Genomic DNA, 24,687 nt, shown 5'->3' on the forward strand with positions numbered 1-24,687 from the left:
AGGCGAGAGGAGACCATATGCGCATCTTCGTGTTCCGCCCCCGAGCCGATGCCGAGCGCACGGCGCGGGCTGTCCGCTCGCACGGATATGATCCGATCATCGCGCCGCTGTTCTCCGTCGTGCGGCTCCCCGAGCCCGCTCCGGAGGGGCCGTTCCAGGCGCTCGTCCTGACCAGCGGCAATGCCGTTCCGGCACTTGCCGACGTGCCTGCCGCCTGGCGCGACCTGCCGGTCTTCACCGTCGGCGCGCGGACGGCTGCAAGGGTTCGCGATGCCGGACTCGATGATGCCCGCAGCGCCGATGGCGATCGCAACGACCTGATCGGCCTGATCCAGCGCAACCTTCCCACGGGGGCGCGGTTGCTGCTGATCGTCGGGCGCGACCGGCATGAGGACATCCCCGACAAGCTGGCGGAAGCCGGATACGAGGTCGTCAACTGGGTTGCCTATGAGGCGCAGGCCGTAGCAGCGCTACCGGCGGAGGCCGACGCTGCCCTGCGGCAGGGCAAGCCGGACGCGGCGCTGCATTTCTCGGCGCGCGGCGCCCGTACCTTCCTTGCGCTGACGCAGGCGGCCGGGCTCTCCGCCGAGGCGCTGGACCTGACCCATGTCACCATGTCCGCCGATGTCGCGGCGCCACTGATCTCGGCTGGCGCCAGCACGGTGCTGGTGGCCGAGTATCCCGAGGAGGCGGCGCTGCTGGCGGCGCTCGACCAAGTGTCTGCCCGCAATCAAGTGTCTGCCCGCAATCAAGTGTCCGCTCGCAATGGCGCAAGCGGCGATGCTACAGAGAGCGCAGTCGCGCCGCTGGGCGTCGGAACGGATAAGGACCCGATGAGCGAGCCCGAGATTTCTGCGACATCGCGCGGCCGTGCGCGCCGGACCGCCCCGACCATCGCGCTGACAGCACAGGACGTGACGCCGCAGGGCAGCCCGGCTGCGAACGGGGTGGAGAATGCGCAGGCTGCGGCCGAGCCGTCGCCCGGGGCCGCCCCGTCACCGGAAGCGGTGTTGCCGACCGAAGCCCTGCCGGAGGAATTCACGCCGCCGGCCGCCGTTGCCGAGAAACTTGAGCCGGCATCTGAGAAGCCGCGTCTGCCCTTGCCGGCGCTGGCGCTTGCCGGACTTGTCGGTGGCGTGGTTGGCGCGGGGCTCGTCATGCTGGCGGCCAGTCGCGCGACACCGACGATCACCGTCGAGCAGATCGCCGAATTGCGCGGCCGCATCGACACGCTTCAGGCGGGCACGACTGCGCTCGACCGCAAGGTCGCTACCGCGAGCGAGGCCGCAGGCAAGGCTGCCGCCGACGCGCAAGGCGCCCTCGCGCGCACCAGCGAACTCGCACGCGTCCAGGCTCCCGAAGCCGGAGCGGTTGCCGGCCTCGGTGCGCAGGCGCAACGGGCGGAAGCGGCCGCGACCGAACTCGGCCAGCGTCTCGATCAGGCGCTCACCCGCATCGGCAGCGTCGAGACGCTTGCCAAGGCCGCGGGGGCTCCGAGCACGCAAGCGATGGCTGCGGCGCGGATCGTGCTGGCTGAGCGCATCCAGGGCGCGATCGCCTCAGGCAAGCCCTTCGCGAGCGATGTTGCGGCGCTGACCAGAGGCGGCGGCGCGCCGGAGCAGATCGCGGCGCTGAGCACTGTTGCGACCTCGGGGGCTCCGACGCGGGACACGCTGCTGGAGCAGTTCCGGGCGCATCGCACGCTGTTTGCACGCGAGGTGACGCCTGCATCGGGAGACTGGCAGGATCGCCTGCTGGGGCTCGCCAGCCGCATCGTCACGATCCGCCCCATCGGGGACACCGGCGCCAACGATCCGGCGACGCTGCCGATCCGGCTGGAGAATGCGATTGCAGGCGGCAACATCATCGCGGCGGCGGCGTTGTGGGCTCAGTTGCCGGAGCCGGCGCGGCGCGCCAGTGCCGATTTCGGATCGAATTTACAGAAGCGGGCGGCGGCGGATGCAGCGATCGCCAAGATCGCGCAGGATGCCGTTGCAGCGCTCGGCGCGGCCGGCTGACGGAGGATAGAGGTCCATGGTTCGCGTATTGCTCTATCTCGCCGTCTTCGCCTGTCTCGCGATCGGCGCCGTCTGGCTGGCCGACCGGCCGGGCGAAGTTTCCGTGCTGTGGCAGGGCTACCGTATCGAGACCAGCGTCGCCATCGCGGCGATCGGCGTCGTCGTGCTGGCGATGGCGGCGATGCTGCTCTGGGCTGTCGCACGCTTTGTCCTTGGCCTGCCATCCGCTTTCAGTTTTGCCTCGCGTGCCCGGCGCCGGGCGCGCGGGTTCGAGGCCGTTTCGCGCGGCATGGTCGCGATCGGCGCCGGCGACCCCATCGCGGCGGGACGGCACGCGACCGAAGCACGTCGCTTTGCCGGCAATGAACCGCTCACGCTGCTGCTGGAAGCGCAGGCTGCCCAGCTCTCGGGCGATCGTGGAGCGGCCGAGGCCGCCTTCAAGACCATGCTCGACAAGCCCGAGACCCGCGTGCTCGGCTTGCGCGGCCTGTTCGTCGAGGCCAAGCGCCGCGGCGACATGGCCGCTGCCCGCGCCTTTGCCGACGATGCCGTGCGCCGTTCGCCCTCGCTCGCCTGGGCCAATGACGCTCTGCTCGATTTTCACACCAATGCCGGCGACTGGCAGGCGGCGCGCACCGCCGTGGAACGTCGCGCCGCCTTGCGCCTCGCCGAGAAGGCGGAGGCCAAGCGCCAGCGTGCGGTGCTGCTGGCAGCCGAGGCGCTGGAAGCGCAGGGAAGCGAACCCGAAAAAGCGCTCGCCGCCGCGCTCGAGGCGACCAAGCTCGCGCCGGGCCTGACGCCCGCCGCAGCACTGGCCGGCCGCATGCTGGCCGAGCGGGGCGACATCCGGAAGGCCGCCAAGCTGCTCGAAGCGGCCTGGAAAGAGGTTTCTCATCCCGATATCGCCGCTGCCTATCTCGATGTTCGCCCCGGCGACAGCGCGCAGGACAGGCTCGCGCGTGCGGTCACGCTGGCCAAGCTGCGGCCCTCCGATCCCGAGGGCGTGCTCGCGCTTGCGGGCGCGGCGATCCACGCCCGTGATTTCGCCAGGGCGCGCGAGACGCTGAAGCCCTTGCTCGCCGGTGGAGCCTCGGTGCGCGCCTGCCTGCTGATGGCGGAGCTGGAGGAGGCCGAACATGGTGCGGCCGGGCGCGTGCGCGAATGGCTCTCGCGTGCCACCCGTGCGCCGCGTGACGCCGCCTGGGTCGCCGACGGGTTGGTTTCCGACACCTGGATGCCGGTCTCGCCGATTTCGGGCCGGCTCGATGCCTTCGTCTGGACGGTGCCGCCGGCCACGCTTGGCCATCATCCGCAGGCGCTCGACGATGTTCTTGCCGATCTCGACGATTCGACGCCGCTGATCGAGGCGCGGGCCGAGCCTGTGACGACAGTCGAGTCCGTGACGACGCTTGCCGCCGCACCAGTGAAGCCGTCGGCTGTGGAAGAGCCCAAGCCTGAGGTACAGACCAAGCCTGAGGCACAGGCCAAGGCCGTCGCTGAAACATCCGTGGCGGAGCCGGCGGCGAAGCAGGAGCAAAAGCCTGAGCCGAAACCCGAGCCGAAACCCGAGCTCAAGCCGGATCTGAAGCCGGAATCCAAATCGGAATCCAGGCCCGAGCCCAGGCAGGTTGCGGCCGAGGTCCTTGCGCCCGGCCCTTCGGCTCCGGCCTCCACGTCTCGTGCGGGGCATCCCACGCCCGTGATCTTCCCGGTTGCGCATGCGCCGGATGATCCGGGGCCGGAGGATGTGCAGCCTCTTGAGGCGAAAAAGTCGAAGTTCCGGCTTTTCGGCTGAGGCGACTGTCCGTTCGGCGCGAAAAGGCGTGCGGCCCGCCGCCGCGCCCCTTATAGCATCGGGCATGGAACCCGATTTGAACGAGACCGAGGCGACAGGCCCCGGCGTCACCCTGCACGTCACAGCCGAGCAGGCGGGGGTGCGCCTCGACAAGGCTCTTGCGCTTCTGGCCGGCGAAATCTCGCGCGCCCGGCTGCAGCAGGTCATCAAGGAGGGCGGCGTCAGCCTGAACGGCCTCGTTGCCACCGATGGCAGCCGCAAGGTCGTCGAGGGCGATCAGCTCGCTCTGGTGATGCCGGAGGCGAAGCCCGCAGCCCCGCTCGGGCAGGACATTCCGCTTACGGTGGTCTTCGAGGACGACCATCTCATCGTCATCGACAAGCAGGCGGGCCTCGTCGTGCACCCCGCCGGCGGGCATGAGGACGGCACGCTGGTCAATGCGCTGATCGCGCATTGCGGCGAAAGCCTGTCGGGCATCGGCGGTGTCCGGCGGCCGGGCATCGTGCACCGGCTCGACAAGGATACGACGGGGCTGCTGGTCGTCGCCAAGACGGACAAGGCGCATCAGGGGCTGGCCAAGCAGTTCGCCGACCACGGACGTACCGGCCCGCTGCAGCGCGCCTATCTCGCCCTGACCTGGGGCGTTCCGCGCCGGCCGCATGGCACGGTCGACGCTCCGCTAGAGCGATCGCACCGCAACCGCGAGAAGATGGCGGTGGTCGGCGAGGGCAAGGGCCGCGAGGCGATCACGCATTTCACCGTGATCGAGCGCTATCCGCCGCTCCTGAAGAATGGCGAGGAGGCGGAAGCGCTCGCCAGCCTGATCGAGTGCCGGCTGGAAACCGGCCGCACCCACCAGATTCGCGTGCATATGGGACATATCGGCCATCCCCTGCTCGGCGACCAGCTCTATGGCTCGGGTTTCGCGACGAAAGCCAGCCGTTTGCCAGAGACTGCTCGCGACGCCCTGGTGGCGCTCGACCGGCAGGCGCTGCATGCGGCCGTGCTTGGTTTCGCGCATCCGGTGACGGGCGAGGAGGTGCTGTTTGAGTCCGATCCGCCGGCCGACTTTGCAAATCTGCAAGAAGCGCTCGCGAGTCTGTGAGCCGATCTGGCTTCTTCGCCCACTTTCCGCCAAGCTCTCTTGGCATATAATGCCCGTCGGATGCGGATGGCCAAGGGGGCGCCGCTGCGGTGGATCCAGCCGAACCCGGGAGGGTTCCCGGCGTTGGATCGATTGTCATATCCGAAACCTGCGCGAAGGTTGATCGCGCGGTGGGTCTGCCGCGATGCGGGGGCCTGACAAGGAGAACGAGCATGGCGATTGCGTCGCTGCCCGTCCTGTCCGCTGAAGGCGGACTTTCACGTTATCTGGACGAAATCCGTCGGTTTCCGATGCTTGAGCCGAATGAAGAATTCATGCTGGCCAAACGCTGGCGCGAGCATGGTGACCGCGAAGCGGCCCATAAGCTCGTAACGTCGCACTTACGCCTCGTCGCCAAGATCGCCATGGGCTATCGCGGCTACGGCCTGCCGATCGGCGAAGTCGTGTCGGAAGGCAATGTCGGCCTGATGCAGGCGGTGAAGCGCTTCGAGCCCGACAAGGGCTTCCGCCTCGCGACCTATGCGATGTGGTGGATCAAGGCCTCGATCCAGGAATACATCCTGCGCTCGTGGTCGCTGGTGAAGATGGGCACCACCGCCAACCAGAAGAAGCTGTTCTTCAACCTGCGCAAGGCCAAGAGCAAGATCTCGGCACTGGGCGAGGGCGATCTGCGCCCCGATCAGGTCAAGAGCATCGCGACCAAGCTCGGCGTCAACGAGCAGGACGTCATCGACATGAACCGCCGCCTCGGCGGCGATGCCTCGCTCAACACGCCGCTGCGCGAGGATGGCGATGGCGAATGGCAGGACTGGCTGGTCGACGACAGCGAAAGCCAGGAGCGCCGGCTTGCGGACTCGCAAGAGGCCGACAACCGCCACTCGGCGTTGCACGAGGCGCTTTCGGTGCTGAACCCGCGTGAGCGCCGCATCTTCGAGGCGCGCCGTCTCGCCGAAGACCCGATCACGCTGGAGCAACTCTCCGAGGAGTTCGGCGTCTCGCGCGAGCGTGTCCGCCAGATCGAGGTGCGTGCCTTCGAGAAGGTTCAGGACGCGGTGAAGAAGGCGCTGACCCGGATCGAATCGCCGCGCGCGGCGTTGCCGGCAGCCTGATCCGGTCGCGGAGGCCAGAATGTCCAAGGGGCGCGGTTTCGCGCCCCTTTTTCTTGCAGGATGTTCTTTAGCGGGGAAACACGCCGTCATCCTGGACGAGCGGCCCTCGGGTCCTGCCTTCGGCAGGCCCAAGGACAGGCTCCGCCACGCAGATCCGGGATTCCATCGTAGAGGGCTGAGCCTTCCGATGGGTCCCGGAGCTCCGCTTCGCTGCGTCCAGGATGACGCTGTGTTTCCGAGAATAATCGGCTGACGTACGTGCTTTGGCTTTTTTGCGCTCAGTAAAGCGGCGCGAGCGGCTGGAGCGGCAGCCGGATCGGCCCGAGATAGACGCGGCCTTCGCGAAGGACGAGCGCGGGCAGGGGCGTCAGGCCCGGGGCGGCTCCCGGCAGTTGCGCGCTCAGCCGGCCGCCGAGCAGTCCGCCGAGACCCGATGTGAGCCCGCCAACCGGAATGCCGGCAATCTGCTGGATTCCGGCGAGCGCCACCTGCAGGCGCCCCGATGGGCGGTGCGTCTGGTCGAGCAGCAACTGTCCGCTTGCCTCGACCCGCGCAGGGCCCTTGGTCGAGGTCAGCCGGGTCAGCTCGAACTGGCCGCCGGCATTGCGCCAGGCCTCGAGCGCGTCGGGGTTGAAGCCGAGGCGAAAGGCATCGGTCTGCGTCACGCTGGCCTGCAGATCGATATCGCCGGGCTCGCTGGTTCCCAATAGCGCATCGATCGCCGGCAGCACGGTGCCCTTGGCGGTCAGAGCGAGATCGACGACCTGATCGGCCGCGGGGCGCGTCGGGTTGCGGCGGATATGGGTTTCCAGTGTCGTCGCCCGCCAGCTATCGGTTGGGGCGCCAGCCGTGGCGAGGCTGGCATTGGGCTGGGTCATGACGATCGACACCCGTTCGTCGCCGCGATGGATCAGGCTCGCGTCCAGCCCGGTCCAGGTGACATCGAGCGTGCGACCCTCCGGCAGCGTCGCGCGCAGCGGGCTCGTGACCTGAAGGATGACGTGGTTGGGTGAGTAGATCTGGCCGACCGCGACGCTCGGCCCGGTCTCCACCCTGACGGCCTCGCCCCAGCGCGTCGATGTCAATGCCAGCCCGGAGCAGCGCAGCTCGACGCGGAACGGAAAGCCGGCGATCGTCCTGTCATTGCAGGTCCAGGTCCGCCCCTTCTGGACCTCGCGCGCAAGCGCGGTATCGACGGCCTCGGCGACGCGGCCGCGCACCACCAGCCAGAATCCGGACCAGCCGAGGGCCAAAAGCGCAAGCAGGACATAGGGCGCGTAGAGCCAGAAACGGCTGCGGCGGCGCGTCGGCGAAATATCGGTCATGCGGTAGCGATCCATTGCGCAAAGGCGGGGGGATTGTTAGCTCGCGTGGATAGCAAGCGCCAGTACAGGCCGCTGTGGCGACAGCGATCTGCGGCAGACCCGATCAAGCAGGCCGTCGCGGCCAAATTATGGGGCGGTGATGACAGCGGAACTCGGCGCGGCTGATCTTTGGGTCTTCGGCTACGGCTCGCTGATCTGGCGGCCGGGCTTCAGCTTCGAGGAGAGCGTGGCGGCCAGACTGCATGGCTATCATCGTTCGCTCTGCGTATTCTCGCATGTCCATCGCGGCACGCCCGAGCGGCCTGGCCTGGTGCTCGGCCTCGATCGCGGCGGGCTATGCCGCGGGCTGGCTTTCCGCGTCGCGGCCGAACAGGCGCAGGAGACGATTGCCTATCTGCGGGCGCGCGAGCAGGCGACCATGGTCTATCTCGAACGCCACATGCCGGTGCGTCTCGACGATGGCCGGCAGGTCAAGGCGCTGGTCTACGTCGCTGATCGCAGGCATCTGCAATATGCCGGGCGCCTGCCGCCGAACGAGTTGCTCGCATTGGTGCGACAGGGTCGTGGCAGTTCCGGCGAGAACCCGGACTATGTGCTGAAGACGCACGAACATCTGCGCAAGATGGGGATTTTCGATCCCGTTCTGGCCGCTCTCGCGCAGGAACTCGCGCCAGGGCTGGGTGAGCCCCGCGCGCATCTCTAGGGGCTTTGGCGTCTTCGGACGACTTCAGACTTCCGGCATCAGATCGAGCAGCGCCGCGCGCCGGCTGATACCGTCCTCGGCCAGCAGATGGACGTGGATTTCATGGGCGCCGGCCTCGGCGACCGAGCGCTGCCACCGTGTCAGTGCGGCCTCGATGCCGAGGGGGCCGCTGTCGCGCGCGGCGATGATGCGCCGGTCGGCCGAGACGGCGAGCAGCACGGCGTCCGTGAAGCCCAGCGCGTGCTGGTCGGCAATTGCGAAGATCGAGGCGACATAGCGCCGGCCGGAGCGGCCGCGCCAGGCGGTGAAGCGCCGCTCGCCCAGCGCAGCCGTGCTGCGCATCGGCATCTCCTGTGCCGCAGGCGGCGTACCTTCGGCGAACAGGTCGTCTTTGAACTGATAAGCGAGAGCGGCCATGCCGTTCCTCCTTTGTTCAGAACAAAATGAGAACGAACGTGACCTGTGTCAAGGAGATTGCAGCGGCGCCTGTCAGGCTGCTGTCACTAGGTGTCAGGAGCTTGTCAGCGACGCTCCGCCAGGGGATCGAGGCCAAGCAGGGCCAGTTCGGCGCGGCCCTGCGCCAGCAGGCGATCGCTGGCGGTCTCGATCTGTTCCTGCACGACGCGCTGGAATTCGGCCTTGGGCAATCCCGTGGGAATTGGCGGCAGGAACTCCATGCGGATGGTCCCGGGCAGGCGCATAAACTTGCGACGCGGCCAATAGAGGCCGGAATTCAGCGCCACCGGCACACAGGGCACGCTGAGCTCGCCATAGAGATGAGCTACGCCGAATTTGTAGGCCGGAGGCGCGCCGGGCGCGCGACGCGTGCCTTCCGGGAAGATCAGAAGCTGGCGGCCCCTCTCGCCGAGCTCGCGCTTGGCGCGGCGTGCCACCTGGGCAAGCGCGCGCGCTTTCCCGCCACGATCGACCGGGATCATCTCGAGTTTGGTGAGGCACCATCCGAAGAAGGGGATTCGCGTCAGCTCGCGCTTGAGGATGAAGACCGGATCCGGGAACAGCGTGATCAGCACGAAGGTCTCCCAGAAGGACTGGTGCTTGGCCGCCACGATCAGCCCGCCCTTCGGGATGTTTTCCAGGCCGGTGATTTCGTAGCGCATCCCGGCGGTGATGCGCATCAGCCAGAGCGCGCTGGTCGCCCAGCCGATGGCGACCTTGTGGAGGTAGCGCCGTGGCAGGAGCAGCGCCGGAAATGCGGCGAAGACCAGCCAGAGCGACAGGTTGATGTAGAACAGGATGTTCGAGAGGAGCGAGCGCAGGATCAGCATGGCGCGCAAAGACCCTGCCGGCCGTCCGCCGTCAAGCGCGTCGTGTGGCTTCAGGCATCGCGCCGGCTGCTTTGCAGGCGGGTGCGCTTTTCATGCTCGGGGCCGAGCATGCTTGCCGGCTTGGGCGAGATCGGCTTGCGGCCACCGATGATGATCGAGAGCCTCGAAGTTTCCGGGTCCTTCTCGAAGACGCCGCGCAGGCGTGCGACGAGATATTTGGCGTATTCCGGCACGAGCACCCTGACGGTGCGCCACTGGTTCCACCAGCCGGAGGTGTCGATCTGATCGGTCACGACGGGGTGCGGAACGAAACGCACATTGGGCATCGCATGGGCGAATTCGGCCAGCGTGCGCGGCATGTGGTAGTTCGAGGTGACGACCAGCAGTGAGCGGAAATCGTGCTGGCGCACCCAGCGGCGGGTCTCGATGGCGTTGCCGATCGTATTGCGTGCGCGATAATCGAGGTCGACGCAGCAGGTGAGGAGTTCGCGCGCCGAGGGGTTGAGCTTTGCGAGCTCCTCGCGGCCGATCTTCTCGTTGACGCCGCTGATCAGGAGGCGCGAGCCGCGCTCGGCCCCGAGCAGCCCGATGGCGTCGCCGACGCGCTGCGACCCGCCGGTGACGACGACGATCGCATCGGTGCGCGGCACCGACGCCGGCTCGCGTGCGTCGATGGCCGAGGCAAAGCGGACATAGCCGAGGCCCAGCAATGTCAGGGAGGCGAGGAGGCCGATCCAGGCCACCGTCAACAGGATGCGCCACAGCGAGGCCGGCGCCCGCCGGGCATCCGCCGACCTGCGCGGCGATATCGCCAGAGGGTCGTTCATGCTTCCTATCATCGCCATGACATCAACAGGATACATCCGTATTCGGGCATAACGGCGGCATGGAAAGTCCGTCCCTTGCCGCAGGCGTTAAGACTTCCTTTCCCTGGTAGCAGCGGGGCCTTTTCCGAAACTGGTTCCTGGTTGCCTGTCATCTCAGGCCAGAATGCGCAGATAATGCCGCACCGTGAAGCGCGACACGAGTCCGGCAATCGCAGCCACGACCGTCGCGACCAGAATTACCGCCGCATAGCCGCTCCAGCCGATCTCGAAGGCGCCAAACAGCGCCTGCAGTTGTTCGGCTTCGGGCGCGGCGCTCAGGCTCGACGCCAGCCATCCCAGCAAGGCGATCACCACGATTGCCGCCAGCCCGCCGATGGCGCCGCCTCTCAGGCCGAGCCTGACGAAGCGGCTCTGGAATTCGCGCGCGATGAAGGCGTCATTGGCGCCAACGAGATGCAGGACCTCGACACTGTCGCGGCTCCCGGCCATCGCCCCGCGCGTTGCAAAGGCGACGGCGAGCGCTGCTGCCGTCAGCACCAGCAGCACCACGACCGTGCCCGACAGGATGATCGTGCTCGCCATGGTCGACAGCCTCCTGACCCAGAGCCGATGATCGTCGAGGATCGCGGTCGGCAATTCGCGGCGGAGCGCCGCCCCGAAGCTGGCGAGATCGGGGCTGGCATTGCTCTTCAGCTTCAGCACGATCAGCCGCGGCACCGGCAATTCGACGAGATCGAGCCCCGTGCCAAGCCAGGGCTCCAGTAATTTGTCGGATTCGGCCTTGGGCACGGCGCGCACCGCTTCGATACCATCGACCGCCTGCGCCATGGCGACGGCTCGCGCGACATCGCTCTGTGTGTCGCGGCGCGAGTCGGGGCGGATCTGGATCGTCATCTCATTGGCGACGGCGCCGCGCCATTGCTCGGAGGCACGGGCGGCGAGCACGGCGGCGCCGGCGCTGAGCGCGGCCAGGAAGGTCAGGATCGCGATGACGGCCATGAGCGCGCGGCCGGCGACGGAGTCGACGGGGACGAGCGGCTGGTCGCGCCGAAGGTTCGACGGCAAAGCGCGCTCTTCATGCTCGTGCTCATGCCCGTCAGGCTCATGCATCGACATGCAGATGACCGTCGGCGAGAACCAGACGCGGTGCGTCGTAGAGTTCCATCAAAGTGAGATCATGGGTCGCGATCACCACCGCTGTGCCAAGTGATTGCAGCTCCATGAACAGGCGCAGCAGCCGGCGGCCGAGGCCGGGATCGACATTGCCGGTCGGCTCGTCGGCGAGCAGGAGTTCGGGGCGGCCGATCAGGGCGCGGGCGATGGCGGCGCGCTGTTTCTCGCCGCCCGACAGGACCGGCGGCACGGCATGCATGCGCTCGCCGAGGCCGACCCAGCGCAGCAGCTCGACGACCTCGGCGCGATAGCTCGTCTCCTCCTTGCCCAGCACGCGCAGGGGCAAAGCGACATTCTCGTAGACCGTCAGATGATCGAGCAGGCGGAAATCCTGGAACACGACGCCCATGCGGCGGCGAAAAGCGGTGAGCGTATCGGCGTCGAGCCGCGACACGTCCTGGCCGAACAGGTTCACGAGGCCGCGCGTCGGCTTCAGCGCCATCAGCACGAGGCGCATCAGGGTCGTCTTGCCTGCACCCGACGGCCCGGTGAGGTACTGGAACGAGCGCGGCGCGATGCTGAAGTTGATGTCCTTCAGTACCTCCGGACCCATGCCGTATCGCAGGCCGACATTTTCGAACCGAACCAATCCCCGTTCCTTTACCCGTTCCGCGAATCTCGCACCTGTTCCGCGAATCTCGTCCGTCGATCCTACACCGCAAGCCCTCGCCGGAAAGCCAATGGGCTGAAAGGACCATGCCGCAGAGTTTCTTCACGCAGCGTTAACCATAAATCGCGCCAATGGAGAGGCGTGTCCGCAGGAGCGGGCGGCAGAGCTTGAACCGCCGCCTCGCGCTGGTGAAAGCTCTTCTGGCGCGCCCGCTATGCGGCGTCGCCATCCGTCATCATCGCGAAGGAACCGTCTGGCTGTCATGCTGATCGTCTGCCCGTCCTGCGCCAGCCAATATGAACTCGACGCGGCCAAACTGGGGCCGGCCGGGCGCAAGGTGCGTTGTGCCGGTTGTCAGACCTCCTGGCATGTCGAAGCGGCACTGGAAGTCCCTGTCGCCCCGACGGCGGAGGAAACCAAGGCGCTGCTCAATGACGAGCTGGAGCAGGCCGCGCTCATCGAGGCGCAGGTGACGGCGCTGGCGGCCGAGCGTGGGGAGGCGTCGGATCTGGAAGCCGCGGATGTGCAGGACAACGCACAGGACCATGATGTCGCACCGCCCCGCCCCAAACGTGCGCCCGCCCGCAAGGCGCGCGGCGGTGCCGCCAAGCCCGCAACGGCGAGATTTGGCGGGATGTTTGCGCCTGCCGCGCTGACGCTTGCGGGCGTTGTGCTGGCCGGGACGCTGGTCTGGCAGCGCGACCTCGCGGTGCGCGGTGCACCGCAACTCGCCGTGCTCTTCGAAAAAATCGGTCTTCCCGTGAATGTGCGTGGTCTCAGCCTCACCGCCGTCGAAAGCGGGCTGGTCGAGGATGGCCAGGGCCGTTTCCTGGTCGTCGAGGGCGATGTCACCAACATCGCCAAGGGCAGCACCAGGGTGCCGTTGATCGAGGTCGCCGTGAAGGATGCCTCAGGCCAGACCCTCTACACATGGACGACAGAGCCGCCGCGTCCTAATCTGGAGCCGTCCGAACTGATGCGTTTCCGGGCCAGACTGGCATCGCCGCCGGCGAATGGACAATCCGTGCAGGTGCGTTTTACGTCAGAAGGGCCGGCGAATCTCGCAAGCGTACGCTGACGCCGCCGCTCGGCCGGGTTTTTGCGTCTCCGTCGTGCCGGCTGCACTATCCGATCCGGCGAGATCGTATAAACCTGCCGCCCAGACACATCACGCAGCAATTGAACAAGCCGGTCGCCATCGTCGTGGCAACCGCGAAAGGAAAGCGAGACCATGCCAGAGCCACACCGCATCAGGGTGCTCTTCGACGAGGCCGCGATCGCGCGCCGCAACGAGGAGATGGCTCAGACCATTGCCGCCAATACGCCGGCCGACCTGCTTGTGGTCGCCGTGCTGAAGGGCAGCTTCATGTTCGTTGCCGACCTGATCCGCGCCATGCACCGCGCCGGCATGTCGCCGCAGGTCGAGTTCATCCACCTGTCCAGCTATCGCAGCGGCACGGTGTCCTCCGGCCAGGTCGAGATCCTGCGCGACGTGCAGAGCGATGTGCGCGGACGCGAGGTCCTGCTGGTCGACGACATCCTGGAATCGGGCCGCACACTCGCTTTCGCGAAGGACCTGCTGGCGGCGCGAGGCGCGGCGAAAGTCTCGAGCGCGCTGCTGCTGGAAAAGCCCGGCAAGCGCGCGGTCAACATCAAGGCCGATTATGTCGGCTTCGAATGCCCCGATTATTTCGTCGTCGGCTACGGCATGGACGTCGCCCATTCCTATCGGCAGCTGCCCTATGTCGGTGTCATCGAGATGACCGACCAGGCCGGCCTGCCGGGAATCTAGGGGTCAGCGATCATGTCTCGCATTCTGGTCGTCGATGACGAGGAGCCCTTGCGGACGCTGGTCGCACGCGGGCTGACCATGGACGGTCATAGCTGCCTGACGGCGTCGGACGGCGCCGAGGCGCTTGAGATCCTGATCGCCGAAAAGGGCCGCTTCGACCTTCTGCTGACGGACATCCGCATGCCGCTGATGGACGGGATTGCGCTGGCGCTGGCGGCGAAGCAGGAATTCCCCGACCTCACGATCATGCTGATGACCGGCTATGCCGAGCAGCGCGAGCGGGCCAAGAGCCTTGAGGCGATCGTTTCCGAAGTGATGGCCAAGCCCTTCACCATCGCCGAGCTGAGGGCGACGGTGCTCCGCGTGATCGAGCGCTCAATCAGCTGAGGCCGTCTCGAAACTCTACTCCGGCGGCCGCTTGACGTAGCCTTCTGCGCTTCCGCTGCTCACGGACGAGAAGTCCGCTGCGCTCCGATTCTCGAAAGCCACGCCAGTTGACTCACCGGAGCGCCTTTAGCGGTTCAACCACCAGATCGAGACAGTGAGCAGCGTCGCGAACGAGACCCAGGCGACATAGGGCCAGAGCAGCTTGGCCGCGAGTTGGTCGAGCGGTCGGAAGCGCGCGATCGTGACCAGGATCATCGCCAGAAGCGGGACGATGACGAGAATGCCGCCGAGCGGGCTGTTCAGCCCGAAGAAGACGCAGGACCACAGCACGTTCAGCGCAAGCTGGATGTGATAGGCCGCCAGCGCCTTCGTCTTGCCCTCGGTTTCCGCAGGCAATCTCAGGATACGAAACGCCGCATAAGCCATCATGGCGAAAAGCGCGGTCCAGACCGGGGCGAAAATCCAGTTCGGCGGGTTGAAGGGTGGTTTGGCCAGCGTCGCATACCAGCCCGGAATCTGCGGCACGGTCACCGCGCTGCCGATCAGCGAAGCGGCGACGACCGGCACGATCGCGATGAGGAGATCGATCCAGATGGATCGCTGCGCGGTGGGGGCGTGGGCAGGGCTCGTGCTCATGCTTGCGAGATGGGGCGTGGTTGCGTGGGCGGCAAGGTCAACAGGCTTGCATAGCCCCTGCCGCCTGCGCCAGATGGGTATTCCAGTCCCTCATGGAACTTTCGGGATCCCCCATGTCCAAGCGCCAGCTCCACCCCCGCTCACTCGCCGCTCAGGCGATGGGCAAGATCGATCCGCTGACGAAGGGGGTGGTCACGCCGATCCATATCGCGACGACCTATATTCGCGACGAGGACAACGCCTATTCCTCCGGCTTCGTCTATGGCCGGCCCGACAATGAGACGGTGCGCGAGGCCGAGAGCGTGCTCGCCATGCTGGAGCAGGCCAAGGCCGGCGCGCTGCTGTTCGGCTCGGGAATGGCGGCGGCAACGGCCGTGTTCCAGGCGCTGTCGCCGGGCGATCATGTCGTCGCCTCCAAGGTGATGTACTGGGCGCTGCGCTCCTGGCTTTTGACCGAAGCGACGCGCTGGGGCCTGAAGATCGATTTCGTGGAGACCGACGATCTCGTTGCGCTGAAGGCTGCGGTGAAGCCCGGCGTGACCAAGCTGGTCTGGGCCGAGACGCCCTCGAACCCGCTCTGGACGATCACCGATATCGCGGCCGCCGCGGAGATCGCGCATAAGGCCGGCGCGAAGCTCGCTGTTGATTCGACCTGCGCCTCGCCGGTGCATACGCAGCCTCTGCTGCTCGGCGCCGACATCGTCATGCACGCGGCGACCAAGGTTCTGAACGGCCATTCCGACGTCGTCGCCGGGGCACTTTGCGCGCGCGAGGATGATGAATTCTGGGGCCGGGTGAAGACGGTCCGCAAGATGCAGGGCGGCATCCTCGGACCGTTCGAGGCCTATCTGCTGATGCGCGGCATGCGCACGCTCCATGTCCGGCAGGAGCGCCAGTCGGCCTCGGCGATGGCCCTGGCCCAGAGGCTTTCAGCCCATCCGCTGGTGGCGCGCGTGCTCTATCCCGGCCTGCCGCAGCATCCCGGCCACGATATCGCCGCTCGCCAGATGGCAGGCGGCTTCGGTTTCATGCTCTCGGTTCAGGTCACCGGCGGCGAGCAGGCTGCGATCAAGGCGGCGGCTCATGTCGAACTCTACAAGCGCGCGACCTCGCTTGGCGGCGTCGAGAGCCTGATCGAGCATCGCGCCTCGATCGAGGGCGCCGGCTCGCCATGCCCGACCGATCTGCTCCGGCTGTCGACCGGAATCGAGGATGTCGAGGATCTCTATGCCGATCTCGATCAGGCGCTGAAGGTGGGGCACGCGTAGGGCATCATAGGCGTGATGGTCGGGCCTGTCCCGACCATCTCCTGCCGGAGATTCTCGGGTCTGCGCTTCGCTCCGCCCGAGAATGACGGGCTCTCAAACCCAGACCCGTTTAGCCACTTCCAGCAAACGCGCGCGCTCGGCCAGTCCGTTGCGCCCGCCATTGATCAGTTTCGTGACGCCGGCCACATCATCTGCATCCGCGGCGGTGTTGATCCTGCGTTCTCGCCAATAGGCGAAGGCGACAGCGAGGGAAATGTCGGGGGCTTCCGCCAGTTCCGGCTCGGCTTCGAGGTCGACGCCGAGGATCGCTCCGAAGCGGCGATAGTTACCCCGGCCCGTCAGCTGGAAGATGCCACGGCCATGGTAGCGGATGCCGTCGCCGGCCTGGGAATTGCCGAGATCACGGCGACCCTCGTAGCGGCTGAAATAGGCCGAGCCGCCATATTCCCTTAGCGTCCGGAAACCATCGGTTTCGTGCGCGGCCTGTGCCAGGAAATGGCAGACGCGCAGGCGTGTCGTGATGCCCTGTTCCCGCGCCAGCCGGTCGAAATGTCCGGCCAGGCCGGAGATGATCGCGGGCTTGCCTGAAGGGGAAAGATGCAGCAAGCGCTCTGCGGTGACGGCGAGCGGCGGTTGGGATGGCGCGACGGGAGGCGTGGATGCGCCGCCGGTTCCTCGCATCGACATGGCCTGTTCCTCCTTTTGAGGAGGCCATCATCGTTGCCGGTGAGGTGACGGGGATAAGGTGGTTTTCCTGTCCCGCTTCCGCGAGGTGGTCGCCTTGGCAAAGTCGAAGGGGCCAAGGCTGATCTGGCGACCCTCAGCCGTTGACGGCGGTGTACTGGGTCTCGATCGAAGACGCATGGGCCTCATGGTCGAAGCCGTAAATGTGGATCGAGATGGCGTCGCCCGCGCCCAGATTCTGCATGCGGTGGATGTTCGGACCCGAGGGCAGCATGCAGGCGACATAGCCGGCCTGGCGTTCCTGCTCCTCGACGGGGACGGCGCGCGTCGCGTCTATGGCGCGATACCAGGTCTCGGTGACGGTGCCTGAGACGACGCCGAAGCAGCAGGAGCAATGGTGGTCGTGGATGCAGGTGGTCGAACCCTCGCCCCAGACGATCGCCCAGATGCTGACGGCGTCGTTGCCGGCGAGCAGGTTACGGGTGTAGCCGCCGGCCTTGCGCTCGAGCGGCAGGCGCTGGATCAGGTCGGGCATGGCGACGAGTTCGCGCAGGACATTGCGCGCCGCAGTCAGATAATCGCGCGAGAGCGTACCCTCATCCGTCCGCAGGCTGCGCAGCACAGCACCGCGTCGCTCTTCGCTCAGAAAATCCTGCACGTGCATCCCGTTCCGCTCCGATCCATCGACAGGGACATGATAGCGCCATGGGCCGAAAACGGTTTGCGATCTCGCGCGGAATTCCCTCAAATTTGGAAACGAATGCTACGAATGAATCGATATTGAGAAAGTTATTGCGCCGTTTCGTCGTGAGGCGATAGTTGCGTTCCGATTCAAGTGAGGTTCCCTTGGCCAAGCTGGACGCCTTCGATCTTCGCATTCTCTCGCGGCTTCAGGCGGATGCGAGCCTGCCGCTGGCGGAACTGGCGGAAGCGGTCGGGCTGTCGCCGACGCCGTGCTGGCGGCGCGTGCAGAAGCTCGAAGGCGCCGGCTACATCAAGCGCCGCGTCGCGTTGCTCGATCGGGATCGGCTTCAGGCGGGCGTCACCGTCTTCATCGCGGTCAAGACGGCGCGCCACTCGATGGAATGGCTCGAACGCTTTCACGCGGCGGTGCAGGATCTGCCTGAGATCGTCGACTTCTACCGGATGAGCGGCGAGATCGATTATCTGCTCAAGGCCTATGTCTGCGATATCGCCGCCTATGACGCGCTCTACAAGAAGCTGATCTCGCGCATCGATCTCAACGACGTCACCTCGATGTTCGCCATGGAGGAACTGAAGTCGACGACGGCGATTCCGCTGGGGTTCGCGGCGCTCGGATCTTGAGGGGCAAGCCGGCTGACGCCATGACCCGTCACAGGGCCGAGACAATTCCCCGATAACCCCGTGTTCGTCATCTCAGGAGATCACGAACATGTCGGGCCACATTCCGCAGACCAGCCGCCGCGCTTTGTTGGTGGGCCTGGGCACCGCCGTGCTGGCGGCGCAGGCCGTGCCGGTTCTCGCGCGCTCCCTGCCGGCGCTGCCGACTTCGAACCTTGGCGCCGATACAGGTTATTGGAATGCCGTGCGCGGCCTCTACAGCGTCACGCCCGAGATGGTGAACCTCGAAAACGGCTATTGGGGCATCATGGCCGATCCGGTGAAGGCAGAATACAAGCGCCTGACGGATTTCGTGAATTTCGAGAACACCGTCTATGCGCGAACCAAGATCGGCAAGGATCTCGACGATGTCCGTACTCCGCTCGCGGAATTCCTCGGCGTCGCCCGCGAGGAGATCGCGCTGTCGCGTGGCGCGACCGAGGCGCTCCAGGCGCTGATCTCCGGCTACAACAAGCTGAAGGCCGGCGACACAGTGCTCTACGCCGATCTCGACTACGACTCGATGCAATATGCCATGAACTGGCTGAAGGACAGGCGCGGCGTGAACGTCGCGAAGTTCGACATTCCCGAGCCTGCGACCCGTCAGGGCGTACTCGACGCCTATGATGCGGCGCTGAAGGCCAATCCCGGGACGAAGCTGCTCCTGCTGACCCATATCAGCCACCGTACCGGGCTGATGATGCCGGTGAAGGAGATCGCGGCGATGGCTAGGGCGCGTGGCGCCGACGTCATCCTCGACGCCGCCCATAGCTGGGGCCAGATCGACTTCAAGGCCAAGGATCTCGGCGTCGATTTCATCGGCTTCAACCTGCACAAATGGATCGGCGCCCCGCTCGGCGTCGGCATGATCTATATCGCCAGGGATCGCCTCGCCGACATCGATCCTTATATGGCCGACGAGGATTTCAAGGCCGACGACATCCGCTCACGCCTGCACACGGGTACGCCGAACTTCGCGGCGCAGCTTGCCGTCCCGGCAGCGCTTGCGCTGCATCGGGAGATCGGACCCCAGGCAAAGGAGGCGCGTTATCGCCACCTGCGCAATTACTGGGTTGCCAAGGCGCGCGAATTGAAGGGCGTCGAGATCCAGACCCCGGACGATCCGAGCATGGTCGCCGGCATCACCTCCTTCGCCCTGACCGGCAAGCGCGCGCCGGCCGAGACGAATGCGATCGTCGCGGCGCTGCGCGACCAGCACAAGGTCATGACCGTGCGGCGCGGCGGCGTCGCCAAGGGCAACACCATCCGCATCTCGCCCGCGCCCTATATCATGGAGGCCGATCTCGACCGGTTCGTCGCCGCGCTGGCGGTGGTTTCGGGCAATCGGGCGGGGTGAATTCGCGCGTTTGTCCCTCTCCCCTTGGGGGAGAGGGTGGCCCGGCGAAGCCGGGTCGGGTGAGGGAAGGGTTGCACCAAACATCCCTCATCCGCCCCTACGGGGCACCTTCTCCCCCAAGGGGAGAAGGGAAGGCTCAGCCCTTCGCGACCTTCTGGTAGTCCTTCACGTCGGAGAAGGTGATGTCGGGCGCGCGTTCCGCGTCGTATTTCAGCGTGAACTGGCTGGACGCCATGAAAACCGGATCGCCGTCGAGATCATCCGCCATCGAGGACGGCTTCAGGCCGACGAATTTCTGCAGGGCGAGCTTGTCGTCGGACGAGACCCAGCGCGCGATCGAGAACTGGCAGGGCTCGAAATCGACGGGCAGCGAATATTCGACATCCATGCGCTCCTTCAGCACGTCGAGCTGAAGCGCGCCGACGACGCCGACGATGGCGGGGGCGCCGTCATGGGGCAGGAATAGCTGGACGACGCCTTCCTCGGCCATCTGCTGGAGGGCTTCGCGCAGCTTCTTGGCTTTCATCGCGTCCTTGAGTTTGACGCGGCGCAGGATTTCAGGCGCGAATGATGGCACGCCCTTGAAGACGATATCCTCACCCTCAGTCAGCGTGTCGCCGATGCGCAGCGTGCCGTGATTGGGCAGGCCGACGATGTCGCCGGCAAAGGCTTCCTCGGCGATCGAGCGGTCGCGAGCGAAGAAGAACTGCGGCGCGTTCAGGGGCATCGGCTTGCCGGTGCGCACCAACTTGGCCTTCATGCCGCGCGAGAGCTTGCCCGAGCACACTCGCATGAAGGCGATGCGGTCGCGGTGGTTGGGGTCCATGTTCGCCTGGATCTTGAAGACGAAGCCGGTCATCTTCGGCTCGTCGGCCTCGATCGGGCGCTTGTCGGCGATCTGCGCGCGCGGGCTCGGCGCATAGAGGCCGAGCGCATCGATCAGGTCGCGCACGCCGTAGTCGCGCAGCGCCGCGCCGAAATAGAGCGGCGTCAGATGGCCCTCGCGGAAGGCCTGGAGATCGAAGGGCTTTAGCCCCTCGGCCGCCAGGAAAACCTCCTCGCGCCAGGTTTCGGCTGCGCCATTGGGCAGCAATTCGTCGAAGAGCTTGTCGTCGGGGCCGGTGACGGCAAGGTCCTGCGCCCGCTCGTCGCCCTTCTGGTTGCGCCGGAAGGTGTTGGCCTTGAGATCGTAGGTGCCGACGAATTCACGTCCACGCCCGACCGGCCAGGTCATCGGCGCGACGTCGAGCGCCAGCGTCGTCTCGATCTCGTTGACGAGATCGAACAGGTCGCGCGTCTCGCGGTCGACCTTGTTGATGAAGGTGACGATCGGGATGTCGCGGAGCCGGCAGACCTCGAACAGCTTCTTGGTCCGGGCTTCGATGCCCTTGGCCGCGTCGATCACCATCACGGCGGAATCGACCGCTGTCAGGGTGCGGTAGGTGTCTTCCGAGAAGTCCTCGTGGCCCGGCGTGTCCAGCAGGTTGAAGACGTTGCCGCCATATTCGAAGGTCATCACCGAGGTCACGACCGAGATGCCGCGCTGGCGCTCGATCTTCATCCAGTCCGACGAGGTCTGGCGCCGGCCGGCCTTGGCGCGGACCTCGCCGGCAAGCTGAATCGCGCCGCCGAAATAGAGCAGCTTTTCGGTCAGCGTCGTCTTGCCCGCGTCCGGATGCGAGATGATCGCGAAGGTGCGGCGGCGGGCGTGCTGCGCCACGGCGCCGGCCGGGCTGTCGAGTGTCGAAAGGTCGGTCATGCGCAGCTTGAAGACAGGATGAGGCCGGGAAGTCAATGACGGCCGATCGGACCGCGTCGATAAGCAGCTGCCCCGCGTCAGTTCTTCAGGCGGTAGCCCGTGCGGAAGATCCAGCCGACGATGGCGATGCAGGCGGTGAGGAACACCAGCGTCATGCCGAGGCTCACGCCCAGGCTGACATCGGCGATGTTATAGAAGCTCCAGCGGAAGCCGCTGATCAGATAGACCACCGGGTTGAAGAGCGTCACCGTCCGCCAGACCGGCGGCAGCATCTCGATGGAGTAGAAGGAGCCGCCGAGGAAGGCGAGGGGCGTCACGATCAGCAGCGGAATGACCTGCAGCTTCTCGAAACCGTCCGCCCAGATTCCGATGATGAAGCCGAACAGGCTGAAGGTCGTCGCCGTCAGCACGAGGAAGAGCAGCATCCAGAACGGATGGGCGATCTGGAGCGGCACGAACAGTGCAGCGGTTGCCAGGATGATCAAACCGAGCAGGATCGATTTCGTGGCGGCGGCGCCGACATAGGCGATCACCACCTCCCACCAGGCCACAGGGGCGGAGAGCAGTTCGTAGATCGTGCCGGTGAATTTCGGGAAATAGATTGCGAAGGAGGCGTTGGCGATGCTCTGCGTCAGCAGCGACAGCATGATCAGCCCGGGCACGATGAAGGCGCCATAGGGCACGCCATCGATCGCCTGCATGCGCGAGCCGATGGCAGCGCCGAACACCACGAAATAAAGCGAGGTCGAGAGCACCGGAGACACGATGCTCTGCAACGGCGTGCGCCAGGTCCGGGCCATCTCGAAGCGATAGATCGCGCGGATCGCGTGCCAGTTCATTCCGATAGCGCTCATCGACGGTCCTTCACCAGGCTGACGAAGATGTCCTCCAGCGAACTCTGGCTGGTGCGCAGATCGTTGAATCGGATGCCGGCATTGGCCAGGTCCTGGAGCAAGGCGGTGATGCCGGTGCGCTCCGCCTTGGTGTCGTAGGTGTAGACGAGCTCCGCGCCATCCTTGGCCAGTGCCAGGGCGTAACCGGACAGCGAGGCGGGCAGTTCCGTCATCGGGGCCTGCAGCGAAAGCGTGAGCTGCTTGCGACCGAGCTTGCGCATCAGCTCGATCTTCTCCTCGACGAGGATGATCTCGCCCTTGCTGATGACGCCGATACGATCGGCCATCTCCTCGGCCTCATCGATATAGTGTGTGGTCAGGATGATCGTGACGCCGCTTTCGCGCAGCCGGCGAACGAGCTGCCACATATCCTTCCTCAGCTCGACATCGACGCCCGCCGTGGGTTCGTCGAGGAACAGGATGCGCGGCTCATGCGAGAGGGCCTTTGCGATCATCACGCGGCGCTTCATGCCTCCCGAGAGCATGCGGATCTGGCTGTCGCGCTTGTCCCAGAGCGAGAGATCCTTGAGCAGGGTCTCGATCAAGGCAGGGTCCTTCGGCTTGCCGAAGAGCCCGCGGCTGAAGGTGACGGTCGACCAGACGGTCTCGAAGGCGTCGGTCGTAAGCTCCTGCGGCACCAGCCCGATCTTGGCGCGGGCGGCGCGGTAGTCCCGCACGATCTCGTGGCCATCGGCCAGCACCTGCCCGGTGCTTGGGGTCACGAGGCCGCAGATGATGCTGATCAGCGTCGTCTTGCCCGCGCCATTGGGGCCGAGCAGCGCGAAGATTTCGCCCCGCCGGATTTCGAGATCGACGGACTTCAGCGCGCTGAAGCCAGAGGCATAGGTCTTGGACAGGCCAGAGACGGAGATGATCGGCTGCATGTGCGGCATATAGGACAGTTCGTGGGCGGTTGCGACGAGTGAAGCATGCGCGGGGCGCGCGGCAGGGAGAGCATGAGCGCCTGTCATCTGGTGTCGGCAGTGGAAAATGCAAATGGCCGGGGCGAAGCCCGGCCATTATTATTCTCAGTTGCGATCGACAGCTCAGCGCATGAAGAACCAGAGCAGGATGATCAGCGGAATCGGAACCCCGAGAAGCCAAAGAGCAATTGAACGCATTTGAAGCACCCCAGTTGGACAAATGATGCAGGGGCAACGCCGAGATGCGCGACAAAGTTCCTCATGGGACTGGCGAATACTTCATGGGGAGTGTTCGGCGCTGACATGCCAGAGCGGAACATAGCCATTGGCCAGGGCGACGACCGTCGATGGCGGGGTCAACACGCTGGCGGTGCCATCTGGTCGCTCGCGAGGGGGGAGATAGCCGGCCGGCGACCAGGGCAGCGCGACATTGCCTTTCAGCGCGAGAAATCCGCCGCCGTCCAGCAGGATAACGACCCCGTCGGGCAGGCTTTTCGCGGGCATCACATGCACGCGCTTGACGCGCCCGATGCGCCGCTCGTCATCGAGCAGATGGTCGATCTCGGGAAAGGACGGAGTGTCCTTCATGCTCAGGCCGCGCATCAGCGCGGCGCGGTAGGACAGCGCGTCGCGGCGCCGGCATTCCATGCAGGGGCGATGGCCGGCGGCCAATGCCGTAACCTCGTCGCAGAAGAACAGTTCGGTGTAGCCCTGTCCCCAGACCTGTCGCCGCCTGTCCTTGAAGGAGAGCACGCAGCAGATCCACTGGCGGCTGGCATAGACCCGCACCGGTGGATCGCGGTGCCGCGGGTCATGAAAACGTCCGCCACGATTGCCGAACAAGCTGCCGCGCGCCGGATCGGCGAAGAGCGAGCCATCGGGCCTGACGCGATTGGGAAGGGGCATGGGCTCGACCGGGCTGAAAGATGCGCGTCCAGGCTAACGCCATCCTGGTCAGATCGCGACAGGATCGGCGGCCTGCGCCCTTCAGCTACGCGCGAGCGGGCGTCAGGCCGGATGGGGCCGAATTCCTGATATTCGAGCAGCATCGTCTTAACGTTACGATGAAGTAAGACCCGCCTCATAAGGCATTTGAAGTATTTTCCGCTGCATCCAGAAGTCCGAGAGCCACACGGAAAAGCTTGCGGTCGATGAACTCCAACATTCCCCTGATCCTGTTCACGGTGCTGACCAATGCAGCCGCACAGCTTATGCTCAAGCGCGGGATGACGACGGGGGTCGGCAATCTCGACGTTGCCAACGACGGACTGATCTCGACCGTCTTCCGGGTCGTCTTCAATCCGTTCGTCTTCGCGGGCCTGTGCACCTTCGTGATCAGCATGGCCTCGCATCTGATCGTGCTGTCAAAGGTTCAGATCAGCTACGCCTATCCGTTTCTGAGCCTCGCTTACGTCGTGGTCGCGGTTTACGCCTATTTCGTCTTCCAGGAGGATCTGAGCCCTGCCCGCATCGCCGGCATCGGGTTCATCGTTCTGGGCACCATCTTCATCGCACAGAGCTGAGGGACTGACATGGACCTGATCGTACGCCTCTTCCTTCGTCTCGGGGTCCTGCTGCAGCCGCCCATGTCGCATCACGTGCTGCGGCCGATCCCGATCCCGGTCCGCAACCAGCGGCCGCGCCTGCCCGGCGGCCTGCGCTGATGCCCTGTCCC

General features: G+C 65.9%; 26 protein-coding genes. 13 read left to right on the plus strand and 13 right to left on the minus strand.

Annotation, left to right across the window (positions count from 1 at the left end; all coding sequences use genetic code 11):
• The first annotated feature begins 17 nt into the window (after window positions 1-17).
• From C4S73_RS23110 to rpoH, 4 genes are all read left to right on the plus strand, one after another.
• A complete protein-coding gene (locus C4S73_RS23110; RefSeq protein ID WP_160115886.1) occupies window positions 18-2,018 on the plus strand; it encodes a uroporphyrinogen-III synthase in 2,001 nt (666 codons plus the stop codon).
• Between the two features lie 16 nt (window positions 2,019-2,034).
• The gene (locus tag C4S73_RS23115; RefSeq protein WP_103874952.1) at window positions 2,035-3,813 is read left to right on the plus strand and encodes a heme biosynthesis protein HemY; all 1,779 of its coding nucleotides are present in this window, start codon (window positions 2,035-2,037) and stop codon (window positions 3,811-3,813) included.
• A 64-nt stretch (window positions 3,814-3,877) separates the two neighbouring features.
• On the plus strand, window positions 3,878-4,918 hold the full coding sequence (locus tag C4S73_RS23120; RefSeq protein ID WP_103874953.1) for an RluA family pseudouridine synthase: 1,041 nt from the start codon (window positions 3,878-3,880) through the stop codon (window positions 4,916-4,918).
• Between the two features lie 212 nt (window positions 4,919-5,130).
• Window positions 5,131-6,027 carry an RNA polymerase sigma factor RpoH gene (gene rpoH, locus C4S73_RS23125; RefSeq protein ID WP_103874954.1) on the plus strand — a complete coding sequence of 299 codons (897 nt, stop codon included), beginning with the start codon at window positions 5,131-5,133 and terminating at the stop codon, window positions 6,025-6,027.
• Window positions 6,028-6,305: 278 nt separating this feature from the next.
• Here the strand turns inward: rpoH and C4S73_RS23130 are convergent, their stop codons facing one another.
• Complete coding sequence (locus C4S73_RS23130; protein ID WP_160115887.1) at window positions 6,306-7,352, minus strand: DUF2125 domain-containing protein; 1,047 nt, start codon at window positions 7,350-7,352, stop codon at window positions 6,306-6,308.
• 139 nt (window positions 7,353-7,491) lie between these two features.
• Between C4S73_RS23130 and C4S73_RS23135 the strand changes: the two genes are divergently transcribed.
• On the plus strand, window positions 7,492-8,055 hold the full coding sequence (locus C4S73_RS23135; protein WP_103874956.1) for a gamma-glutamylcyclotransferase: 564 nt from the start codon (window positions 7,492-7,494) through the stop codon (window positions 8,053-8,055).
• Window positions 8,056-8,079: 24 nt separating this feature from the next.
• Here the strand turns inward: C4S73_RS23135 and C4S73_RS23140 are convergent, their stop codons facing one another.
• The 5 genes from C4S73_RS23140 to ftsE form a co-directional block, all read right to left on the minus strand.
• Window positions 8,080-8,472, minus strand: coding sequence for a hypothetical protein (locus C4S73_RS23140; RefSeq protein ID WP_103874957.1), 393 nt, complete (start codon window positions 8,470-8,472; stop codon window positions 8,080-8,082).
• Between the two features lie 104 nt (window positions 8,473-8,576).
• The gene (locus C4S73_RS23145) at window positions 8,577-9,341 is read right to left on the minus strand and encodes a lysophospholipid acyltransferase family protein (protein WP_103874958.1); all 765 of its coding nucleotides are present in this window, start codon (window positions 9,339-9,341) and stop codon (window positions 8,577-8,579) included.
• A 50-nt stretch (window positions 9,342-9,391) separates the two neighbouring features.
• Entirely contained in the window at window positions 9,392-10,168 is a 777-nt protein-coding gene (locus C4S73_RS23150) for a YdcF family protein (protein ID WP_244595742.1), read from the minus strand.
• 153 nt (window positions 10,169-10,321) lie between these two features.
• A complete protein-coding gene (locus tag C4S73_RS23155) occupies window positions 10,322-11,284 on the minus strand; it encodes a cell division protein FtsX (RefSeq protein ID WP_103874959.1) in 963 nt (320 codons plus the stop codon).
• On the minus strand, window positions 11,271-11,930 hold the full coding sequence (gene ftsE / locus C4S73_RS23160) for a cell division ATP-binding protein FtsE (RefSeq protein WP_200828079.1): 660 nt from the start codon (window positions 11,928-11,930) through the stop codon (window positions 11,271-11,273). Before ftsE ends, C4S73_RS23155 begins: the two co-directional genes overlap by 14 nt.
• 283 nt (window positions 11,931-12,213) lie before the next feature.
• Here ftsE and C4S73_RS23165 point away from each other — a divergent pair, with 283 nt between their 5' ends.
• From C4S73_RS23165 to C4S73_RS23175, 3 genes are all read left to right on the plus strand, one after another.
• Entirely contained in the window at window positions 12,214-13,029 is an 816-nt protein-coding gene (locus tag C4S73_RS23165; protein WP_160115888.1) for a zinc-ribbon domain-containing protein, read from the plus strand.
• A 153-nt stretch (window positions 13,030-13,182) separates the two neighbouring features.
• Window positions 13,183-13,743 carry a hypoxanthine phosphoribosyltransferase gene (hpt, locus tag C4S73_RS23170; protein ID WP_103874961.1) on the plus strand — a complete coding sequence of 187 codons (561 nt, stop codon included), beginning with the start codon at window positions 13,183-13,185 and terminating at the stop codon, window positions 13,741-13,743.
• A gap of 12 nt (window positions 13,744-13,755) precedes the next feature.
• A complete protein-coding gene (locus C4S73_RS23175; protein ID WP_103874962.1) occupies window positions 13,756-14,130 on the plus strand; it encodes a response regulator in 375 nt (124 codons plus the stop codon).
• Between the two features lie 126 nt (window positions 14,131-14,256).
• Here C4S73_RS23175 and C4S73_RS23180 read toward each other — a convergent pair whose 3' ends face one another.
• Entirely contained in the window at window positions 14,257-14,766 is a 510-nt protein-coding gene (locus C4S73_RS23180; RefSeq protein WP_103874963.1) for a TspO/MBR family protein, read from the minus strand.
• A 113-nt stretch (window positions 14,767-14,879) separates the two neighbouring features.
• Here C4S73_RS23180 and C4S73_RS23185 point away from each other — a divergent pair, with 113 nt between their 5' ends.
• On the plus strand, window positions 14,880-16,034 hold the full coding sequence (locus C4S73_RS23185; RefSeq protein ID WP_103874964.1) for a trans-sulfuration enzyme family protein: 1,155 nt from the start codon (window positions 14,880-14,882) through the stop codon (window positions 16,032-16,034).
• A gap of 93 nt (window positions 16,035-16,127) precedes the next feature.
• Here the strand turns inward: C4S73_RS23185 and C4S73_RS23190 are convergent, their stop codons facing one another.
• Both C4S73_RS23190 and C4S73_RS23195 read right to left on the minus strand, forming a co-directional pair.
• On the minus strand, window positions 16,128-16,721 hold the full coding sequence (locus C4S73_RS23190; RefSeq protein ID WP_103874965.1) for a glycoside hydrolase family 19 protein: 594 nt from the start codon (window positions 16,719-16,721) through the stop codon (window positions 16,128-16,130).
• A 133-nt stretch (window positions 16,722-16,854) separates the two neighbouring features.
• Window positions 16,855-17,376, minus strand: a complete 522-nt coding sequence (locus tag C4S73_RS23195) for a cysteine dioxygenase (RefSeq protein ID WP_160115889.1) — start codon at window positions 17,374-17,376, stop codon at window positions 16,855-16,857.
• Window positions 17,377-17,573: 197 nt separating this feature from the next.
• On the opposite strand from C4S73_RS23195, the gene C4S73_RS23200 reads away from it, so the two are divergent.
• Window positions 17,574-18,044 carry an Lrp/AsnC family transcriptional regulator gene (locus tag C4S73_RS23200; RefSeq protein WP_103875035.1) on the plus strand — a complete coding sequence of 157 codons (471 nt, stop codon included), beginning with the start codon at window positions 17,574-17,576 and terminating at the stop codon, window positions 18,042-18,044.
• 88 nt (window positions 18,045-18,132) lie between these two features.
• Window positions 18,133-19,437, plus strand: coding sequence for an aminotransferase class V-fold PLP-dependent enzyme (locus tag C4S73_RS23205; protein WP_103874967.1), 1,305 nt, complete (start codon window positions 18,133-18,135; stop codon window positions 19,435-19,437).
• A gap of 136 nt (window positions 19,438-19,573) precedes the next feature.
• Here C4S73_RS23205 and C4S73_RS23210 read toward each other — a convergent pair whose 3' ends face one another.
• The 4 genes from C4S73_RS23210 to C4S73_RS23225 form a co-directional block, all read right to left on the minus strand.
• Window positions 19,574-21,196 carry a peptide chain release factor 3 gene (locus tag C4S73_RS23210; RefSeq protein WP_103874968.1) on the minus strand — a complete coding sequence of 541 codons (1,623 nt, stop codon included), beginning with the start codon at window positions 21,194-21,196 and terminating at the stop codon, window positions 19,574-19,576.
• 77 nt (window positions 21,197-21,273) lie between these two features.
• Window positions 21,274-22,035: an ABC transporter permease gene (locus tag C4S73_RS23215; RefSeq protein WP_103875036.1), complete on the minus strand. Its 762-nt coding sequence runs from the start codon at window positions 22,033-22,035 to the stop codon at window positions 21,274-21,276.
• A gap of 11 nt (window positions 22,036-22,046) precedes the next feature.
• Complete coding sequence (locus tag C4S73_RS23220; RefSeq protein ID WP_103875037.1) at window positions 22,047-22,973, minus strand: ABC transporter ATP-binding protein; 927 nt, start codon at window positions 22,971-22,973, stop codon at window positions 22,047-22,049.
• A 318-nt stretch (window positions 22,974-23,291) separates the two neighbouring features.
• Complete coding sequence (locus C4S73_RS23225) at window positions 23,292-23,918, minus strand: hypothetical protein (protein ID WP_103874969.1); 627 nt, start codon at window positions 23,916-23,918, stop codon at window positions 23,292-23,294.
• A 245-nt stretch (window positions 23,919-24,163) separates the two neighbouring features.
• On the opposite strand from C4S73_RS23225, the gene C4S73_RS23230 reads away from it, so the two are divergent.
• Both C4S73_RS23230 and C4S73_RS28960 read left to right on the plus strand, forming a co-directional pair.
• Window positions 24,164-24,535 (plus strand): DMT family transporter, encoded by a 372-nt coding sequence (locus tag C4S73_RS23230; protein ID WP_103874970.1) that lies wholly within the window; start codon window positions 24,164-24,166, stop codon window positions 24,533-24,535.
• Window positions 24,536-24,544: 9 nt separating this feature from the next.
• Window positions 24,545-24,676: a hypothetical protein gene (locus tag C4S73_RS28960; RefSeq protein WP_280177617.1), complete on the plus strand. Its 132-nt coding sequence runs from the start codon at window positions 24,545-24,547 to the stop codon at window positions 24,674-24,676.
• Window positions 24,677-24,687 lie beyond the last annotated feature (11 nt).

Source organism: Allobosea lathyri (assembly GCF_900108245.1).
In the GTDB taxonomy this organism is placed as follows: Bacteria; Pseudomonadota; Alphaproteobacteria; order Rhizobiales; family Beijerinckiaceae; genus Allobosea; species Allobosea lathyri.

Excerpts from the sequence above, each read along its gene's own strand:
- C4S73_RS23110 (WP_160115886.1), top strand. The coding sequence starts at position 18 with ATGCGCATCTTCGTGTTCCGCCCCCGAGCCGATGCCGAGCGCACGGCG.
- C4S73_RS23115 (WP_103874952.1), top strand. The coding sequence starts at position 2,035 with ATGGTTCGCGTATTGCTCTATCTCGCCGTCTTCGCCTGTCTCGCGATC.
- C4S73_RS23120 (WP_103874953.1), top strand. The coding sequence starts at position 3,878 with ATGGAACCCGATTTGAACGAGACCGAGGCGACAGGCCCCGGCGTCACC.
- rpoH (WP_103874954.1), top strand. The coding sequence starts at position 5,131 with ATGGCGATTGCGTCGCTGCCCGTCCTGTCCGCTGAAGGCGGACTTTCA.
- C4S73_RS23130 (WP_160115887.1), bottom strand. The coding sequence starts at position 7,352 with ATGACCGATATTTCGCCGACGCGCCGCCGCAGCCGTTTCTGGCTCTAC.
- C4S73_RS23135 (WP_103874956.1), top strand. The coding sequence starts at position 7,492 with ATGACAGCGGAACTCGGCGCGGCTGATCTTTGGGTCTTCGGCTACGGC.
- C4S73_RS23140 (WP_103874957.1), bottom strand. The coding sequence starts at position 8,472 with ATGGCCGCTCTCGCTTATCAGTTCAAAGACGACCTGTTCGCCGAAGGT.
- C4S73_RS23145 (WP_103874958.1), bottom strand. The coding sequence starts at position 9,341 with ATGCTGATCCTGCGCTCGCTCCTCTCGAACATCCTGTTCTACATCAAC.
- C4S73_RS23150 (WP_244595742.1), bottom strand. The coding sequence starts at position 10,168 with ATGAACGACCCTCTGGCGATATCGCCGCGCAGGTCGGCGGATGCCCGG.
- C4S73_RS23155 (WP_103874959.1), bottom strand. The coding sequence starts at position 11,284 with ATGTCGATGCATGAGCCTGACGGGCATGAGCACGAGCATGAAGAGCGC.
- C4S73_RS23165 (WP_160115888.1), top strand. The coding sequence starts at position 12,214 with ATGCTGATCGTCTGCCCGTCCTGCGCCAGCCAATATGAACTCGACGCG.
- hpt (WP_103874961.1), top strand. The coding sequence starts at position 13,183 with ATGCCAGAGCCACACCGCATCAGGGTGCTCTTCGACGAGGCCGCGATC.
- C4S73_RS23175 (WP_103874962.1), top strand. The coding sequence starts at position 13,756 with ATGTCTCGCATTCTGGTCGTCGATGACGAGGAGCCCTTGCGGACGCTG.
- C4S73_RS23180 (WP_103874963.1), bottom strand. The coding sequence starts at position 14,766 with ATGAGCACGAGCCCTGCCCACGCCCCCACCGCGCAGCGATCCATCTGG.
- C4S73_RS23185 (WP_103874964.1), top strand. The coding sequence starts at position 14,880 with ATGTCCAAGCGCCAGCTCCACCCCCGCTCACTCGCCGCTCAGGCGATG.
- C4S73_RS23190 (WP_103874965.1), bottom strand. The coding sequence starts at position 16,721 with ATGTCGATGCGAGGAACCGGCGGCGCATCCACGCCTCCCGTCGCGCCA.
- C4S73_RS23205 (WP_103874967.1), top strand. The coding sequence starts at position 18,133 with ATGTCGGGCCACATTCCGCAGACCAGCCGCCGCGCTTTGTTGGTGGGC.
- C4S73_RS23210 (WP_103874968.1), bottom strand. The coding sequence starts at position 21,196 with ATGACCGACCTTTCGACACTCGACAGCCCGGCCGGCGCCGTGGCGCAG.
- C4S73_RS23215 (WP_103875036.1), bottom strand. The coding sequence starts at position 22,035 with ATGAACTGGCACGCGATCCGCGCGATCTATCGCTTCGAGATGGCCCGG.
- C4S73_RS23220 (WP_103875037.1), bottom strand. The coding sequence starts at position 22,973 with ATGCAGCCGATCATCTCCGTCTCTGGCCTGTCCAAGACCTATGCCTCT.
- C4S73_RS23225 (WP_103874969.1), bottom strand. The coding sequence starts at position 23,918 with ATGCCCCTTCCCAATCGCGTCAGGCCCGATGGCTCGCTCTTCGCCGAT.
- C4S73_RS23230 (WP_103874970.1), top strand. The coding sequence starts at position 24,164 with ATGAACTCCAACATTCCCCTGATCCTGTTCACGGTGCTGACCAATGCA.
- C4S73_RS28960 (WP_280177617.1), top strand. The coding sequence starts at position 24,545 with ATGGACCTGATCGTACGCCTCTTCCTTCGTCTCGGGGTCCTGCTGCAG.